The following is a 17,011-nucleotide window of genomic DNA, read 5'->3' on the forward strand; positions in this document are numbered from 1 at the left end:
CGCGAGCGCCCCGTCGGGGGACCCCGGCGACCAGACCCCGGGCAGCGCACGGGCGACCATCGACGGGTGGAAGCCGTGGAACGCGGCCGTCACCGGAGCCGCGCCCACCGGCCCCAGCGGGGCGGCGCGCATCGCGAAGTAGCCGCGCCAGAACCCGCGGAACCCGGCCGCCTCGGCGGCCGCCCGCGCCTCGGGGGCGAAGTACACGACGTCGTGGACCGGTTCGAGCTCGGCCCACAGCGCCCGCGCGGCCTGCACCGCGATGTCGGGGACGGTCACCACCGCACCGTAGTGCGGCGGTGACCGTCCCCGACAGGTCTCTCCCGCTCGGCGGTCAGGAGAGGTGGTGGCGCTCCTGCAGCGCGTAGACGGGGGTGTCGATGCCCGCCTCACGCGCCTTGAGCTGCAACGCCAGGTACAGCGAGTAGAACCGGCTCTGGTGCAGGTTGCCGCCGTGGAACCACAGGTTCTGCTGCTGGGTGGGCTTCCACATGTTGCGCTGCTCGCCCTCCCAGGGACCGGGGTCCTTGGTCGTGTCCGAGCCCAGGCCCCACACCTTGCCCACCTTGTCCGCGACGTCCTGGCCGACGATGTCGGCGGCGAGGCCGTTCATCGACCGGTAGCCGGTCGCGAACACGACGAGGTCGGCGTCGAGCTCGGTGCCGTCGGCGAGCCGCACCCCCTTCTCGGTGAACTCCTGCATCTGCCCGCGGACCAGCTTCACCTTGCCGTCGGCGACGAGCTCGGCGGCACCGACGTCGATGTAGTAGCCCGAGCCACGGCGCAGGTACTTCATGAACAGGCCGGAGTCGTCGTCGCCGAAGTCCAGCTCGAACCCGGCCTCCTCCAGCCGCCGGTAGTAGTCCGCGTCGACCTCGCGGGCCTTGTCGTAGGCGGGCTTCTGGAACGTGTGCATGATCCGGTACGGCAGCGACGCGAAGATCATGTCGGCGGTGTGGGTGTCGACGCCCGCCTTGACCGCGCGCTCGGAGTAGAGGTCCCCGAGGCCGTACTCCATCAGCGTGTCGGACTTGATGATGTGGGTGGACGAGCGCTGCACCATGGTGACGTCGGCGCCGACCTCCCACAGCGAACCGCAGATGTCGAACGCGGAGTTGTTCGACCCGATGACCACGACCTTCTTGCCCCGGTAGGCGTCCGGGCCGGGGTGCTGCGACGAGTGCTGCACCTCGCCCCGGAACTGCTCCCGGCCCGGGAAGTCGGGGATGTTCGGCTTGCCGGAGACGCCGAGCGCGATCACGAGCTGGCGCGGGCGCAGGGTGATCTGCTCGCCCGCCTTGTCGACGACGACGCTCCATCGGCCGGACGCCTCGTCGAACTCGGCGCTGCGCGCGGTGGTGGAGCCCCAGTAGTTCAGCTCCATGATCCGCGTGTAGAACTCCAGCCAGTCGCCGATCTTGTCCTTCGGCGCGAACACCGGCCAGTTGTCCGGGAACTTCAGGTACGGCAGGTGGTCGTACCAGACCGGGTCGTGCAGGGCGAGGCTCTTGTAGCGCTTGCGCCACGAGTCGCCGGGCCGCTCGTTGCGCTCGACGATGATCGTGTCGACGCCGAGCTGGCGCAGCCGGGCGCCCAGCGCGATACCGCCCTGGCCGCCGCCGATGATCACGACCTCGGGGTCGCGGGTGCGCCCCAGCTCGGCCAGCTCGGCCTCGCGGCGCTCCTTCCAGGTGACCCGGTCCGGGTTGGCGCCGTGTTCGGTGCCGAACGGCCGGTTCTCGCCGCGGGGCTCCTCGTGCCCCTTCAACTCGTCGAGGGTGGTGAGGAACGTCCAGGCCTTCCCGTCGACGAGGCGGGCGTGCCCGGAGCCGCGCCCGACGGCGGTCTCGAAGGTGAACCACACGTCGGTGACACCGCCGGCCTCGGTCGGCTCCGCAGAGATCTCCCAGTGCGACGGGTCGGTCCCGTCGAGGGTGTTCTCGAGCAGGTCGCGGACGCCGTCGTGGTGCTCGACGGTCTTCAGGTTCCAGGTGAACGCGACCAGGTCGCGCCAGTAGCTCTCGTCGGCGAACAGCGCGACGGCGCGGTCGATGTCGCGGGCGGACAGGGCGTCGGCGAAGGCGGTGAGCCAACCCTCCGCGGTCGTGCGTGCGGCGGACTTCTCCTGCGTCGTGGTCACGGGCACCTCCTGCGAGCGGTTCGCCACGACCGGGGCGGCGCTCGCCGTCCTGCCGCGGTCGTCGGGGCAACGGAGGTGAGTGAACACCACCCGCGTGATCCACGACACCGGTTGCGGGGAGGTTGCAACTCCCCCTCACCGCGGCAGGACCGGGGGCCTCAGGCGAGGTCGGGCCGCAGCGGGCTCTTCTCCCCCGCCTCGACGGCCACGTCCAGGGTGTTTCCGGCGGGCGGCAGCGGGCAGGTGGCGTGGGCGGTGAACGCGCACGGCAGGTTCACCACCCGGTTCAGGTCCACCTCCAGCGTCCCGTCCGGCGCCGGGTCGTCGGTGCGCAGGATGCGGCCGCCGCCGTAGGTGGTGTCCCCGGAGGTGGCGTCGCGGAAGTGCAGCGACAGGCCGCCGTCCTTACCGGCCAGCGCCACGAGCCGCTGCGGAGCGCCGGCCCAGGCGAACGCGACCTCGCCGACCGCGGTCGGGAAGTGCTGCAACCCGGCGACGACGGCGTCGACCGTCACCGTCCGCGGCGCGTCGTAGGGGGTGAACACGGCGTCGACGACGGCGGCCGGGTCGTAGGGCCAGGCGGGCACCCCGGTGAACGCGGTCCGGGTGCGGGCCTGCGGGTCGCGCACGCGCAGCGCCCACGAGTCGGTGCGCCGCGCGATCTCGACGACCCGCTCCCCCACCGCGACCATCACGCCGGGGGCGCCGTCGACGGGCCGGACGTGCGCGGTGCCGTCGAGCGGGCCGGTCGCGCCGGGCAGCACGATCCCGTCGTCCGCGACGGCGGTGACCGCGACCTTGTCGGGACCCGCGGCGCGCCAGGTTCCGGGCAGCCCGGGGACGGCACCGTCACCGTCGTCGAGCCAGTGCAGCGCGGTCAGGGACAGCCAGCCGTGCGGCTCGCGGAGGGTCTGCTCGCGCGCGGTGCGCCACGCGTCGTGGGCGGTGAGGGTGCTCGTCATGTGGGGGCAACACCACAGCCGGGCGGAGGTGTTCCCCCGGGGCCGCGGCTCAGTGCACGCGGCGGCGGACCGACTCCGGGTCCGGGCGGGTCAGCGCGATCACCCCGCCGAGCGCGACGAGGACCCCGGCCAGCGCCGCCCCCTCCCAGCCGGGCCGGATCCGGTCGCCGAGCAGCGCGATCCCGACGAGACCGGGCACGACCACCTCGGTCACCGACAGCACCGCCGTCGCCGGGCCGACGGCGCCGTCCTGCAGGGCGCGGGCGAAGGCCAGCACCCCGAGCACCCCCATCGCGACGACGCCGTACACCAGCGGGTCGAGCAGCAGGTTGCCCGCGGTCTCCCATCGGAGCGGGCCGGGGTGGATCGCGCGGACGGCCAGCGCGGTCCCGCCGAAGCCCAGCCCGGCCAGCAGCGCCAGCAGCATCGGCCGTCCGGCCCGCCACACGAACGGGGCGGCGGCCAGGATCACCACGAACGACACCAGCAGGACCGGGGTGGCCACGGGGGGCAGCGCGTCCGGGCGGTCCGGCGCGGCGCTCGCGGCCACCACGACCAGCCCGGCCAGCACCGCGACGACCGCCCACCGGTCGCGCCGGATCAGGTTCCACGGGTTCCAGTCGTGGTCGGCCAGTGTGGTCAGCGCGATCGCGCCCGCCAGGATCGACTGCACCGCGAAGACCGGCAGGTACCGCAGCGCGACGACGGTGAGCACCCAGGCCACGACGTCGGCGAGCAGCCCGGCCAGGAACCACGGCTGGAGCCACACCGGGCGCCCGTACTTCGCCAGCCGGCTGCCGCGGGCCTCCCAGAGGGCGGCGACGGTGTTGCCGACCATCGCCGTCGCGGCGATCAGCAGGGCGAACAGTGTGGTCATGTCCGGGCCCATCCTGCCCGCCCGCGGCACGACCTGCTCCGGACACGCCGATCGGCGCCCGTGGGTGTGTGGCCGGTGCCGGGCGTGCACACTCGGCCCATGCGCATGCGGTTCGGCCCGGACTCCGACGACGAGTTCCACGCGGCCGCCCAGGAACTCCTCGACGGGTTCGCGGCGTGGCTGACCGAGAACGAGGTGGTCGCCGAACCGATGTCGGCGGAGCTGCTGCTGCAGTACAAGTGGCTCGCCGGCGACGGCGACCTCGCCGACTGGCCGCTGGAGCACGTCGAGACCTTCCTCGACGGCTGGTGCCCGCACATCGTGCTGGAGCACCGGCTGCCGGTGCGGCTGGTGCCCGCCAGCGTCGCCGCGTTCGTGGAGTTCCTCGACGAGCGCGGGCTGCTCGCCCCGGGCTCGCCGCGGCCGTCGCAGGTGCGGCGGCTGTGCGGCGAGTACGTCGAGGAGTACGACGAGCTGGAGGCCGGGGCCGGGTCGCCGCTGCTCACCGAGCTGGGCGACGACCCGGACCCGGTGCGGATCCCCTCGCCCGCCGACCGGGCGGCGTCCGCGGCGCAGGCCCGGATCCTGCACGACGCGCGGGCGCTGGCCGGCTGGTGCGGCCCGCGCGGCCGGTCCCTGACCGCGACGGGCAACCTGCGCCTGGCCGACGCCCGCGAGCTGGTCGGTCTGCTCGGCACCGGCGACGAGCCGGACCGTGTCGTCCGCCTCGACCGTTCGACCCGGCTGCGGACCCTGACCTGGGTGCTGGAGACGAGCGTGCGCGCCGGCGCCGTCCGGCGGGAGTCGGGGCGGCTGGTGGCGGTGCCGCGCTTCGCCGGGCTGGACGACACCTCCGCCCACGAGGACCTGGTGCTCGCCGCCCGCGAGGTGGGCGCGCTGTCGACGGGCTGGCCGCACGTCGCCGCCGAGGACACCGTGGACCCGGACCTGCCCGTCCGGGAGGCCGCGCCGACCCCGGTCGACGACACCGCACCCGAAGCGGACGTGGTGTTCACCGGTGAGATCGACGACGAGGCGATCGAGGCGCTGCTGCGCGCCGAGGAGGGTCCGCCGTCGGAGGACGCGACCCCGGCCCTGCTGTTCCTGCTGCGCCACGTCGACGACGGCGTCGACCACGACGACCTGCGCCACGCCCTGGACGTGCTGCTCGACTGGACCGAGGACGCCGACGGGGACGCCGACGTCGCCTCGCTCCGGACCGCGACGCTGCTGGAGCAGCTGGAGCGGCTCGGGATGGTCGCCTGGACCGGGTCGAGCCACGAGCCCGACGGGGCGGAGGAGGTCCGGGTCGGCGGCATCGTGCAGCTCACCCCGGGCGGGGTCGCGTGCGCGCTGCTGCTGCTCGCCGCGGAGGACCTGCACTACCCGACCCGGCCGGACCCGGCGGTCGCCTCGGCCGCGGAGATCGTCGAGCTGGCCGGAGAGGTCCCGCCCGACGAATGGCGCCGCGACATCGACGCCTGGCACGCCGCGCAGCCCGATCCGGCGCGGGCGGTGGCCGAGTTCGTGGCGGCGGCGCTCGCGCCGGGCCAGCCCCTGCTCGTCGCCCTCACCGCGACCGGCGTGGCCGCGGACCGCTTCGGCGCCGAGGCCGTCGACACCCTGCTGCACGACCACCTCGACGGCCCGCACCGCGGCATGGTGGCGCGCCGGCTGGTCGCGCGCGGAGAGCTCGACGCCGACGCCGTCGAGCCGGAGCTGCTGCTCACCGCCTCGATCGACGTGCTGGCCGTCGCGCTGGACACCGTCGACGCCGAGGACTGGCCGGACGCGTTCGCCGCCGAGTTCCCGCCCGAGACCCTCGAGGTGTTCGACGCCGTGTGGCAGCTGGACCACCCGCGGGTCGGCGAGGTGCTGGCCGCGCTCGGCGAGCACCACCCGGACGCCGCGGTGGCCAAGGCCGCACGCCGGGCCCGGGAACGCTGGCGCAGCCGGACCGGGGGCGCCTGAGCCGTCGGGCGCAGCCGCTCGCCGCGGACCCCGCCGCATGCGAACATGTGTTCGTGCGCGGCCTGGCCACCATCCTGCATGCCGACCTGGACTCGTTCTACGCGTCGGTCGAGCAGCGCGACGACCCGCGCCTGCAGGGGCGGCCGGTGGTCGTGGGCGGCGGTGTCGTGCTGGCCGCGAGCTACGAGGCCAAGGCGCACGGCGTGCGGACCGCCATGAACGGCCGCCAGGCGCGGGCGCTGTGCCCGCAGGCGATCGTCGTCCCGCCGCGGATGGCGGCCTACTCCGAGGCGAGCCGCCGGGTGTTCGCGCTGTTCCGCGACACGACCCCGGAGGTCGAGGGGCTGTCGATCGACGAGGCGTTCCTGGAGGTCGGCGGGCTGGCGAGGATCGCGGGCACGCCCCGGGAGATCGCCGCGCGGCTGCGCGAGCGGGTGGCCCGGGAGGCGGGGCTGCCGATCAGCGTCGGCGTGGCCCGCACCAAGTTCCTCGCCAAGGTGGCCAGTGGGGCGTCGAAACCGGACGGGCTGCTCGTCGTCGACCCGGCGCGGGAGCGGGAGTTCCTGCACCCGCTGCCGGTGCGCAGCCTGTGGGGCGTCGGGGCGGTGACGGCGGGGCGACTGCACGAGGTGGGCGTGCGGACCGTCGCCGACGTCGCCGCGCTCGGCGAGGCCGCGCTCGTGTCCTACCTGGGGCCGGCCGCGGGACGGCACCTGCACGCGCTCGCGCACCTGCGGGACTCCCGCCCGGTGGACACGCACCGGACACGCCGCTCGATCGGGTCGCAGCGGGCCCTGGGTCGCCACCCGCGCACCGACACCGAGCTCGACGGCATCCTGGCCTCGACCGTCGACCGGCTGGCCCGGCGCCTGCGCGCCCCCCGCGGGTCCGACCGCGACGAGCCGGACGAGACCGTCGACATCGACGGCCCGTCCGTACCGCGCGACGCGGGTGGGGCCGCGACGGGCGGCCGGGTCTGCCGCACCGTCGTGCTGCGGGTGCGGTTCGGCGACTACGCACGGATCACGCGGTCGCACACGCTGCCGGTCGCGACCGCGCACACGCCGACGATCCTCTCCGCCGCCCGCCGGCTGCTGAGCGACGCCCTTCCCGAGATCCACGCCCGCGGCATCACCCTGCTCGGCCTGTCGCTGACCAACCTGGACCGCGACGACGCCCTGCAGCTGGAGCTTCCCCTCGACGCCCACACCGGTCCGGCCCTGGACACCGCGCTCGACGCCGTCCGGAGCCGGTTCGGCTCGGCCTCGGTCGGCCGCGCCAGCCGCCTCGGCCACGACGAGGGACTGCAGGTGCCCCTGCTGCCCGAACACGAGTGATCGTCAACCCGAGGTTGACGAACAACCGTCGTCAACTTACGGTTGACGCATGACGTCACCGACACCCCTGGGGGGCACCGTCCGCCTCGACGACCTCATCCACGCCATCACCTCGGTCCACCAGGACCCGCTGGAGCAGCTCTCCGACGCCGTGCTCGCCGGGGACCACCTCGGCGAGGTCGCCGACCACCTGATCGGCCACTTCGTGGACCGGGCCCGCCGGGCCGGGGCGTCGTGGACCGACATCGGCCGCAGCATGGGGGTCTCCAAGCAGGCCGCGCAGAAGCGGTTCGTCACCCGTCCGGACGCCCCGGAGAACATGGCGCAGGGCTTCGAGCGGTTCACCCCGCGGGCCCGCAACGTCGTGGTCTCCGCGCAGAACGAGGCCCGTACGGCCGAGAGCGACCGGATCACCCCGGCGCACCTGGTCCTCGGGCTGCTCGCCGAGCCGCAGGGGCTGGCCGTCGCGCTGCTGACCGGGCTGGGGACCGACACCGCGGCACTGCGCGAGACCGCCGTCGCCGCGCTCCCGGAACGGGCGACGACGGTGCCCGCCCTGATCCCGTTCGACCCGGCCGCGAGGAAGGCCCTGGAGCTGACCTTCCGGCACGCACTGCGGATGGGGCACAACTACGTCGGGACCGAGCACGTCCTGCTCGCCCTGCTGGAGCAGGAGGACGGCGACGGTGTCCTGACCCGGTCGGGCGTCGACGGTGAGCGGGTGGAGCAGGCCGTCACCGAGGCGATCGCCGCGATGACCGGGGGCGGGGCAACGACCGGGGCCGGGGAGAGCTGAGGACGGAGCCGTGGTGCACCGGGGCAGGAGCCGGGCAGGCTCAGGTCGCGAGCTCGATGCTCCCCCGCACCGACTCCGGTGCCCCGTCGGACCCGGCCGCGACGTCGATGCGGTCCCCGTCCGGGGTCCCGCCGACCCAGACGTCGGCGCCGGCGAAAGCCGGTGCGGTGAGGCGGTACTCGAAGCCGCGCACGAACGCCGTCGGGCGGTGGCGGCGCGCGATCTCCAGGCCGAGCAGGGCGAACAGCGGGCCGTGCACGACCAGGCCGGGGTAGCCCTCGACGCCGGTGACGTAGGGCAGGTCGTAGTGGATGCGGTGGGTGTTGTAGGTCAACGCCGACATCCGGAACAGCAGCTCCGGGCCGGTCGGCACGGTGAAGGCCCACTCGTGCTCCGGGCGCGGCGCCGGGTCCGGCGCGACCGTGCCCCGGACGGTGCCGGCCGGCTGCGAGCGGTAGACGATGTCCTGCTCCTCGACGCAGAGCAGCGTGTCGCCGCGGCGGAACTCCGCCCGCGTCGTCACGAACGCCATCTCGCCGCTGCGGCCCTGCTTGACCCGGACCGGGCCGAGCTCCTGGCGGCGGGTCACCGGTTCGCCGACCCGCCACGGGGCGTGCCAGGTCAGGCGTCCGCCGGCGAACATGCGGCGCCGGTCCGGGACCGGCGGCAGGAAGTGGCCCTCGCGGGGGTGGCCGTCGTCGCCGAGCGCGGACATCGGCGGGGTGTCGAGGAAGGCGAGCCAGTGCCACAGCGGCGGGAGCGGGTCCCCGTCGGCGGCGACCGGGTCGAGGTCGAGCAGCCCGGAGAACGCGGCGACCGACCACGGGGTGACGGTGTCGGTGCCGACGAGCGGTCCGGGGGCCCAGCCGTCGAGGGCGGCGGAGAGGTCGGCGAGGGCGTTGCCGGGGCCGGTCACGACGCGACCTGGTAGCGGGTGTGCTGCAGGATCGTCCAGGCCACCAGCGCCGGGTTGTCCACCATCGGCACGTGGCCCACGCCGGGGAGCACGACCAGCTCGGCGCCGGGGACGGCGTCCATCAGCGGGCGGCCGTAGCGGCCGTAGGGGATCGTGCGGTCGGAGCCGGCCCAGGCGACCCGCACCGGGCAGGGCAGCTGCTCGAACGGTGTGATGGCGGTGTCCATCCGCGCCGCGGACAGCAGCGGCTCCAGGATGGTGCAGCCGGCGAGGTCGTCGAACAGCTCGGCCACCTCGTCGGCGGTGTAGCGGTCGGCGTGCTCGGCCACGGTGAGCAGGAGCAGCCTGCGGATCGCCCCGCACGAGGCCAGCGTGCGCATCGGCGCCCACCCGGCGAGCAGTGCCCCGAGCCGGAACACCACGAGCAGCCGGTACAGGTCCGAGGGCACCGACCAGGCCCCGGCCGGGGACAGCCCGACGACCGAGCGGGCCCGGCCGCGGCGGGCGAGCTCCAGCGCGGCCCAGCCGCCCAGGGAGTTGCCGACCACGTGCGGCCGTTCCGGCACACCCAGCGCGTCGAGCTCCTCGACCAGGGCGTCGACCATCAGGTCCATGCTGAACTCGCCCTCGGGCATCGACGGGCCGTCGAGGTGCCCGGGCATCGTGACCGCCCAGACCTCGTGGTGCTCCTCCAGCATGGGCAGCAGCGGCTTCCAGGCCCGCCAGGAGGAGGTCATCCCGTGGAGCAGCAGCAGCGGCTCCCCCGAGCCGCCGACGTGGTGTGCGCTCATCCGACGATCATGGGCTCGGCGGCCCCGGGCTGCAGCGCGAGGACCTCCGCGAACCCTCCGGCCAGGCAGCGGGCGAACTCCTCGCGGTCGGTGATCGCGGCCGCGTCGATGTTCGCCCCGACGCAGCACAGGTCCCCGTGGGTGACCACCGAGATCATCGCCGCGCAGCCGGGCAGCGGCGCGAACGGGTAGACGCGGTCGATCCGGGCGCCGCACAGGAACGCCTCGGACCGCAGTCCCGGCACGTTCGACGCCTGCAGGTCGTTGCCCTGGGTCGAGCCGCCCGCGACCAGGGTCAGCAGCGGGCCGGGCAGCCGGGCCAGCAGCGGCGCGACGACGTCGGGGCTCTCCAGCGCGGGCTCGGAACGGGCGGCACGCATCTGTTCGGACACCTCCCGGATCCGCCGGGCCGGGTCGGCGACGCCCATCGGCGCGGCGAGCCGGGCCGGTGCCCAGCGGTTGCCGCCTGCGGCGTCGCCCTCCCTGCGCACCGACACCGGCACCGAGGTGCGCAGGGTCGCGTCGCCGGTGACCGGGTGTCCCATCGCCTCGTGGTAGAGCCGGAAGGCGCCCAGTAGGGACGCGACGAAGGCGTCGTTGAACGAGCCGCCCACCGACTTGCCCGCCGCCCGCAGGTCGGCGAAGTCGACGTCGAGCGCCACGAACCGCCAGGACATCCCCCGCGGTCGCAGCAGCTCCGAGGCACCGCCGGGCGGCGGGGACAGCACCCGCAGCGCCGAGTCGAGGTAGCGGGCGGTGTCGCGGGCCGCCGACAGCGGGTGGGTGAGCGCGCCGACGACGTCGCGGGCGGCACGGGCGGCCGCCGGGACGATCCCGGCCTCGCGGCGGACCAGCCGGTCGACCTCGGCGAGCGGGTCGGGCGAGGTCGGCTCGGGCGCGGCGGGCTGCGGCTTGGTGTCGTCGTGCTCGCGCTTGCGGCTGTGCAGCTGCGACAGGAGCTGGACCACGCCCATGCCGTCGGTGAGCACGTGGTGCAGCTTCAGCAGGAACGCCGCACGCCCGCCGGGCAGCCCCTCGACGAGCATGGCCTCCCACGGCGGACGCTCCCGGTCGAACGGGGTCATCATGAACTGCTCGGCGATCGGGGACAGCTCCGCCCAGAAGCCCGGTCCGGCGCCGGGGATCCGCACCCGGCGCAGGTGGTAGTGGAGGTCGAACTCGAGGTCGTGGATCCAGTACGGCGTACCGAGCCCGCCCAGCGGCTCCCGGATGCGCTCGCGGAAGCGCGGGACCATCCGCGTCGCCCAGTCCACGGCGGCGACGAGCCGGTCCCAGTCGGGCTTGGCGTCGAGCAGCTCGACGGCCAGGACCGGGGACCGGAAACGGGGGTCGTCGCCCTCGGCCCGCCACATCATGACCTCGAACGGCGACATCTCGCGGGCCGAACCCCAGCCCGCCGGGGAGTCGCTCATGCCGGGTCCTCCTGGCTGTGGTCGCTGCGGTCGTACTGCTGGGCGATGCGGCGCTCCGGCCACGCGGCGAGCGTGTCGAGGAACCGGCCGCGGACCTCCTCGGCGTACTTCCCGGCGTCCTCGGGGACCCAGGACGAGGTGTCCACCGGAGGCAGGACGGCGACCTGCACGGTCCCGCCGCGCAACGTCTGGGCGCCGCGCCACATGATCTCCCCGGCGTTGCGGATGACCACGGGCACGATCGGCACCCCGGCCTGCATCGCGATGTGGAACGCGCCCTTCTTGAACGGGCCGAGCCGGGGCGTCGGCGAGCGCGTGCCCTCCGGCGCCATCGCGAGGGAGATCCCCTCGTCGCGCAGCTTGTCGACGGCCGGCTGCAGCGCCGCGCGGGCGGCGCGGGAGTTGGAGCGGTCGATGAACGCGACGTCGGCGGCCCAGAACAGCTGCCCCCACACGGGGATCTGCGCGGCCTCCTTCTTCGCGACGCCGGTGAAGCTCTCGCGCAGCAGCTTCATCAGCACCGGCACGTCGAACTTGGACTGGTGGTTGAACACGAACACGCACGGCCGCGCGGAGTGCAGGTACTCCGCGCCGGTCACCTCGACGTCGATCCCGGCGAGCCCGAAGGCGACGTCGGCGCCGACCGAGCCGGCCATGTCGACGAACCGGCGGCGCGAGCCGTGCAGCAGCCCGGCCCCGGCCGCGGCGGCCAGCCCGCCGGCCATGCCGCCGTAGAAGACAGCCGTGCGGGCGACGTCGGTGACGCTGGGGAACAGCCCGCCGCGGGGTGCGCAGTCGAGCACCGGCCATCCCCGCTCGCCGGCGAGCGCGCGCAGCGAGTCGGTCGGTGACACCGCGACCGCGTGGCCGACGGCGGACAGGAACTCCGCGTCCTCGGTGCCGTTGGCGTAGCCGAAGCAGCCCGCCAGGTCGACACCGTGCGCGGCGGCGTCGGCGCGGACCGCCTCGGCCTTGCCGGTGCCCCACAGCGAGGTGCCCGCGACCCGGCCGGTGAGCACGCCGTCGTGCACCTCCAGCTCGGTGCACAGCACCCGGTCCGCGCCGAGCTCGTCGGCCATCGGCTGCACCTGGAACCGCGTCGCCGAGGACGCCATCACGACCTGGTGGCCCTGCTCCTGGTGGGCGGCGACCAGCTCCCACACCTCCGGGTGCAGCGAGCCCGCGATCTCGTCACGGAACAGCGTCCGCCCGAGGGCGTGGAGCTCGTCCTCGCTGCGGCCCTTCCAGGTCGCGAGCGTGATGGAGAGGAACTCCTTGAAGTCGTCGTCGGTGCGGATCCCGCGCATGCCCGACAGCACGGTGCGCACCATCTCGACCGGCCCGACGTCGAACTCGCGCAGCCGTTTGCGGTAGAAGGCCCCCGCGGAGTAGCCGTCGATGACGGTGCCGTCGTAGTCGAAGTACGCGACCGTCCCCGGTCCCGGCTCCGCCTCCCGGATGGCCCGGAGCCGGTCCCGGGTGTCCCCGGCCGGCGTCCCGTCAGCTGGCGACACCCGTATCCCCTTCCGCACGCTGTTTCGCCCCGGAGGGCGGGACCACCGGCGACGCCGGGGCCGCCTCGGGCGCCGTCGTCCCGCCGGAGCCGAGGACCACCTCGAGGCGGGCGCGCTGCAACTCGCCCAGCCGTCCCAGATCCTGGATCACCGCGGTGACCTCCGTCAGCCAGGCGGCGCGCCGCTCCCCCAGTGACGCGCCGGCCGCGCCGGACTCCGGCTCGCCGAGCAGGTCGCGGTTGCCGGCCTGGCGCACGGCGGTGGCGTACAGCTCGCGCGACACCGAGTCGGCGCGGTCGAGCCGCTGCTGCAGCAGCATCTGACGGCCGACGCCGAGGCAGTCCTCCAGGAACTCCTTCTCCTCGGCCATCGGCTCCTCGCCCAGCGCGACCAGCCGGTCGGCGACGACGAGCTGGGCGTCGAGGAACGACCGCAGCACGCCCGGCGCGACCAGCAGCGGAGCCTGGCGGAGCACACCGCGCACGTCGGCCGGGTCGGCCGCCCGGGTCCGCCACTCCGGGTCGACCAGGTCCAGCTCGCCGATGATCTCGGCGCGGAACTCACGGCGGGTGGAGAAGAAGAACTCGAACTTGAGCAGGTCCCGCAGCCGGGCCAGCTCGCGCCACGCGACCTCGACGATGTCCTCGTCGGGGGCGGCGTCGCCGACGCGCAGCAGCGCGATCTCCAGCATGGCCCGGTTGAGCAGGTGGTGCAGCGCGCCGTTGCGGTAGAACGCGGCGACGTGGTGGCGGCCGGTGCTGACGGCGAAGACCGGCTCGGTGCCGCCGTCGTAGACGGTGACGACCCCGGCCTCGGCGAGCCGGTCGAGGGTCATCCGCAGGCCGTGCCGGGTCCGCAGCTCGGCGATCGGCACCGGGATGCCGCGGGCCTCCAGGTAGTCCGCCAGCGGCGCGACGACCTCCCGGACCTGCTGCAGGGTCAGCGCCCGGTCCTGCGCCCAGAGCAGCGCGAACGTCGCGAGCGAGGTCGCCGTCGCCGGGGTGACGCGGTTGATGCCCGCACACACCCGGAAGGCGACCTTCTCCAGCTGGGCCCGGCCGGGGCCGGCGTCGTCGAGCGCACGGCGCAGCGCGAACGGCTCGGCGAAGCGCACCCGGGCGGTGCCGATGTGGCGGCGCTGGTCGCGGAAGTAGCCGTAGAGCCAGCCCAGTCCCTCGGCCTTCTTCTGCCCGCCGCGCTGCTCGGCGGCCATCGCGCCGACCTCGTGCAGCTGGTCGTAGACGATGGACACCGGGACGAGCACCGCGTCGAGCTCGGGGCGTTCCTCCAGCGCGGACACCAGGTAGCGCAGCAGCCCGATGCGGGGCTTGCGCAGCTTGCCGGTGCGGCTGCGGCCGCCCTCGATGTACCACTCCAGGTTGAAGCGCTTGGCGAGCAGATGCCCCAGGTACTCCTGGATCGCGGCCTTGTAGACGGTGTCCCCGCCGAAGGTGCGGCGGATGAACACGATCCCGGCGCGGCGTCCGAGCGACCCCATCGGCCAGAACGACAGGTTGTTGCCGCCCAGGACGTGGTTGCGCGGGAAGTTGCGGTCGTGCAGCACCTCGGCGAACAGCAGGGGGTCGGCGTAGGAGCGGTGGCTGGGCAGGAACACCAGCGCGTGCTCCTTGTTCAGCTCGCGCAGCCGTTCCAGCCCGGACTCGTCGACCTGCACGTCCCAGGCCTTGGCGTGCATCGGCCCCATCATCGCCCGGAAGAGGTCGATGGCGGGCGGGCTCTGCACGGCGGCCATCTCGTGCAGACAGGACTCCAGACGCTGCTCGACCTCGGTGGCGGGGCTGCCGGTCTGGTGCGCGAGCCGCTCGACCAGGGCCGGGAACCGGGCCGAGGAGGTGATCTGCTCGACCATCCGGCGCGGCACCTTGTAGCGGTCGCCGAGGATGCGCCGCTCCGCGCGGTCGCAGGCCAGCACGGCCTGGCGGGCGACGAACCGGGTGAAGCCGTTACTGCCCGGCCGCCCGCTCTCCTGGGCGACGAACCGCGACACCAGGTCGGCGACGGTCGCCGGCTCCCCCGCCACGACGCGCGCCGCATCCGGGCGGTGCCGGGCCATCGACGGGTGCAGCGGCGACCACGCCATCCGCATCACCGCCGACGTCGCGAGCCCGGTGAGCTTGCGGACCGGGCCGCCGTCCTCGGGCTCGGGGGTCACCCAGGCCACGCGGGCCGGGACGATCACCGTGTCGTCGCCGTGCAGGGCCTCCCCCAGTGCGGACGGGACCTCGCCGTTCGGCCCGATCCCGACGACCGCCGAGCCCGGGTGCTGCTCCTCGGCCCAGCGCCGCAGGATGCCGCGTTCGGTGTGCGACCGGGCCTGGGTCACCACGACCTCGCGTCCGCCGCCGGTGAGGTCGTCGGTCGTCATGGAGCCCCCCGTCGGCATGCCCCGCCGCGGTGCGGCGCCTGCGGGGGTCAACCTAGTTACCCGCCGGTTGGGCAACAACCCGACGCGGCGGTCGCCCGCCAACTCACACGATCTTGTCCGCCTCGGCGAGCACCCCCCGCAGGATCTGCTCCATCTCGTCGAACTCGCGCTGTCCCGCGATCAGCGGCGGCGCCAGCTGGATCACGACGTCGCCGCGGTCGTCGGGGCGGCAGTACAGGCCCGCCTCGAACAGCGCCCCGGGGAGGAACCCGCGCACCAGCCGCTCCCGCTCCTGCGGACCGAAGGTCTCCCTGGTGTCGCGGTCCCGCACGAGCTCGATCGCCCAGAAGTAGCCGTCGCCGCGGACGTCGCCGACGATCGGCAGGTCACGGAGCCGGTCGAGGGTCGCGCCGAACGCGTCGGCGTGGGACAGGACGTTGCCGTAGAGGTCCTCGCGCTCCATGAGGTCGAGGTTCGCGAGCGCGACGGCGGCCGAGACCGGGTGCCCGCCCCAGGTGTAGCCGTGCGGGAACGTGACGCCGGGGGCGAGGAACGGCTCGATCACCTTCTCCGAGGCGATCATCGCGCCCAGCGGCCCGTAGCCCGAGGTCATGCCCTTCGCGCAGGTGATGATGTCCGGGGTGAACCCGAACTTCGCGCTGGCGAACGGGACGCCGTGGCGGCCGAAGCCGGTGATCACCTCGTCGGCGACGAGCAGCACGTCGTGCCGGTCGCAGATCTCGCGGACCCGGGCGAAGTACGACGGCGGCGCGGTCAGGCAGCCGCCGGAGTTCTGCACCGGCTCGAGCACGACCGCGGCGACGGTGTCCGCGCCCTCGAACGCGATGGCCTCCTCGATCCGGTCGGCGGCCCAGCGGCCCAGGGCCTCGGCGTCGCCGTCGAACTCGGGGTGGCGGTAGAGGTTGGTGTTGGGTACGCGGAACCCGCCGGGCGCCAGCGGCTCGAAGTCCTTCTTCATCGCGGGCAGCCCGGTCACGGCCATCGCCCCGTGGGTGGTGCCGTGGTACGCCGTCGCCCGGGAGATCACCTTGTGCTTGAGCGGGCGGCCGCGGAGCTTGAAGTACTGCTTGGCCACCTTCCAGGCGCTCTCGACGGCCTCGCCGCCGCCGGAGGTGAAGAAGACCCGGTTCAGGTCGCCGGGGGCGAGATGGGCCAGGCGCTCGGCGAGCTCGGCCGCGGGCGGGGTCGTGTAGCCCCAGACCGGGAAGAACGCCAGCTCCGACGCCTGCTTCGCGGCGACCTCGGCCAGCTCGCGCCGCCCGTGCCCGGCCTGCACGACGAACAGGCCGGCGAGGCCGTCGAGGATGCGGCGGCCGCGGTCGTCCCACAGGTGCACGCCGTCGCCGCGGGTGATGACGGGGATCGGGGCGGCGCCGTCCCGGCCGTGCATCCGGGCGAAGTGCATCCAGAGATGCCGCCCGGCGGCGTCGGCGTGCGGCGAGAGGGCGGGCGCGTCCGGGGTGGCTCCGGCCTCGGTCCGGGTCGTGTTCTCGACGGCGGTCACGTGGGGCTCCCTCGGTAGCGGCGCGGTACGCCTCCGATCGTCGGCGCCGCGGCGGCCCCGGTCAGGGATACGATCCGTATCGTCCTCGACCGCGCGGCGGACGGAGTGGATCCCTATGCACCCGACCATCGCCGACGTGCTGGCCCGTCCGGAGGTCCGGGCCGGGGCACCCGCCGTCCGGGCCGGGCGGGCGGCGCTGGGCACCCCGGTGCGCTGGGTGCACGTCAGCGAGGTCGCCGACCCGGCCGGGACGCTGCCGCCGGGGGTGCTGGTGCTCTCGGTCGGGGTGCCGGTGGCCGACCCCACCACCGTCCCCGCCCGCTACGTCGACGCGCTGCGGGCCGCCGGGGCGGTCGGGCTGGT

General features: G+C 74.6%; 13 protein-coding genes and 1 pseudogene. 4 read left to right on the plus strand and 10 right to left on the minus strand.

The window, feature by feature from the left end:
- From GTW08_RS01645 to GTW08_RS01660, 4 genes and pseudogenes are all read right to left on the minus strand, one after another.
- Positions 1-279: pseudogene (locus tag GTW08_RS01645) on the minus strand (hypothetical protein); the annotation flags it as partial.
- Between the two features lie 55 nt (positions 280-334).
- Positions 335-2,140 (minus strand): NAD(P)-binding domain-containing protein, encoded by a 1,806-nt coding sequence (locus GTW08_RS01650; RefSeq protein ID WP_161151295.1) that lies wholly within the window; start codon positions 2,138-2,140, stop codon positions 335-337.
- A gap of 158 nt (positions 2,141-2,298) precedes the next feature.
- On the minus strand, positions 2,299-3,102 hold the full coding sequence (locus tag GTW08_RS01655; protein ID WP_161151296.1) for a DUF1684 domain-containing protein: 804 nt from the start codon (positions 3,100-3,102) through the stop codon (positions 2,299-2,301).
- A 49-nt stretch (positions 3,103-3,151) separates the two neighbouring features.
- Positions 3,152-3,979, minus strand: coding sequence for a hypothetical protein (locus GTW08_RS01660; protein WP_161151297.1), 828 nt, complete (start codon positions 3,977-3,979; stop codon positions 3,152-3,154).
- A 99-nt stretch (positions 3,980-4,078) separates the two neighbouring features.
- Here GTW08_RS01660 and GTW08_RS01665 point away from each other — a divergent pair, with 99 nt between their 5' ends.
- From GTW08_RS01665 to GTW08_RS01675, 3 genes are read left to right on the plus strand one after another with little or no spacing between them, the layout of a single operon-like run.
- Positions 4,079-5,950 carry a hypothetical protein gene (locus GTW08_RS01665; protein ID WP_161151298.1) on the plus strand — a complete coding sequence of 624 codons (1,872 nt, stop codon included), beginning with the start codon at positions 4,079-4,081 and terminating at the stop codon, positions 5,948-5,950.
- 47 nt (positions 5,951-5,997) lie between these two features.
- Positions 5,998-7,287: a DNA polymerase IV gene (gene dinB, locus GTW08_RS01670; protein WP_346009834.1), complete on the plus strand. Its 1,290-nt coding sequence runs from the start codon at positions 5,998-6,000 to the stop codon at positions 7,285-7,287.
- 49 nt (positions 7,288-7,336) lie between these two features.
- Positions 7,337-8,083 carry a Clp protease N-terminal domain-containing protein gene (locus GTW08_RS01675; RefSeq protein ID WP_161151300.1) on the plus strand — a complete coding sequence of 249 codons (747 nt, stop codon included), beginning with the start codon at positions 7,337-7,339 and terminating at the stop codon, positions 8,081-8,083.
- A 40-nt stretch (positions 8,084-8,123) separates the two neighbouring features.
- Here the strand turns inward: GTW08_RS01675 and GTW08_RS01680 are convergent, their stop codons facing one another.
- The 6 genes from GTW08_RS01680 to GTW08_RS01705 form a co-directional block, all read right to left on the minus strand.
- Positions 8,124-8,999: an FAS1-like dehydratase domain-containing protein gene (locus GTW08_RS01680; RefSeq protein WP_161151301.1), complete on the minus strand. Its 876-nt coding sequence runs from the start codon at positions 8,997-8,999 to the stop codon at positions 8,124-8,126.
- Positions 8,996-9,790, minus strand: a complete 795-nt coding sequence (locus GTW08_RS01685) for an alpha/beta fold hydrolase (protein WP_073574246.1) — start codon at positions 9,788-9,790, stop codon at positions 8,996-8,998. The genes GTW08_RS01680 and GTW08_RS01685 overlap by 4 nt, the downstream gene beginning before the upstream one ends.
- Positions 9,787-11,223, minus strand: coding sequence for a wax ester/triacylglycerol synthase domain-containing protein (locus GTW08_RS01690; RefSeq protein WP_161151302.1), 1,437 nt, complete (start codon positions 11,221-11,223; stop codon positions 9,787-9,789). The genes GTW08_RS01685 and GTW08_RS01690 overlap by 4 nt, the downstream gene beginning before the upstream one ends.
- Positions 11,220-12,737: an HAD-IB family hydrolase gene (locus GTW08_RS32800; protein ID WP_100878128.1), complete on the minus strand. Its 1,518-nt coding sequence runs from the start codon at positions 12,735-12,737 to the stop codon at positions 11,220-11,222. Before GTW08_RS32800 ends, GTW08_RS01690 begins: the two co-directional genes overlap by 4 nt.
- Positions 12,724-15,123 carry a glycerol-3-phosphate 1-O-acyltransferase gene (locus GTW08_RS01700; protein ID WP_073574249.1) on the minus strand — a complete coding sequence of 800 codons (2,400 nt, stop codon included), beginning with the start codon at positions 15,121-15,123 and terminating at the stop codon, positions 12,724-12,726. The genes GTW08_RS32800 and GTW08_RS01700 overlap by 14 nt, the downstream gene beginning before the upstream one ends.
- 103 nt (positions 15,124-15,226) lie before the next feature.
- A complete protein-coding gene (locus GTW08_RS01705) occupies positions 15,227-16,648 on the minus strand; it encodes an aspartate aminotransferase family protein (RefSeq protein WP_073574250.1) in 1,422 nt (473 codons plus the stop codon).
- A 115-nt stretch (positions 16,649-16,763) separates the two neighbouring features.
- Here GTW08_RS01705 and GTW08_RS01710 point away from each other — a divergent pair.
- Positions 16,764-17,011, plus strand: a 248-nt coding sequence (locus tag GTW08_RS01710) for a PucR family transcriptional regulator ligand-binding domain-containing protein (protein ID WP_202416257.1), incomplete at its 3' end; no start/stop codon positions are given.

Source organism: Pseudonocardia sp. SID8383 (assembly GCF_009864975.1).
Lineage (GTDB): Bacteria > Actinomycetota > Actinomycetes > Mycobacteriales > Pseudonocardiaceae > Pseudonocardia > Pseudonocardia alni.

Bases quoted from the DNA above. Each gene is read 5' to 3' on its own strand.
- GTW08_RS01675 (WP_161151300.1), top strand. From the start codon at position 7,337: ATGACGTCACCGACACCCCTGGGGGGCACCGTCCGCCTCGACGACCTC.
- GTW08_RS01655 (WP_161151296.1), bottom strand. From the start codon at position 3,102: ATGACGAGCACCCTCACCGCCCACGACGCGTGGCGCACCGCGCGCGAG.
- GTW08_RS01660 (WP_161151297.1), bottom strand. From the start codon at position 3,979: ATGACCACACTGTTCGCCCTGCTGATCGCCGCGACGGCGATGGTCGGC.
- GTW08_RS01665 (WP_161151298.1), top strand. From the start codon at position 4,079: ATGCGCATGCGGTTCGGCCCGGACTCCGACGACGAGTTCCACGCGGCC.
- GTW08_RS01685 (WP_073574246.1), bottom strand. From the start codon at position 9,790: ATGAGCGCACACCACGTCGGCGGCTCGGGGGAGCCGCTGCTGCTGCTC.
- GTW08_RS01690 (WP_161151302.1), bottom strand. From the start codon at position 11,223: ATGAGCGACTCCCCGGCGGGCTGGGGTTCGGCCCGCGAGATGTCGCCG.
- GTW08_RS01700 (WP_073574249.1), bottom strand. From the start codon at position 15,123: ATGACGACCGACGACCTCACCGGCGGCGGACGCGAGGTCGTGGTGACC.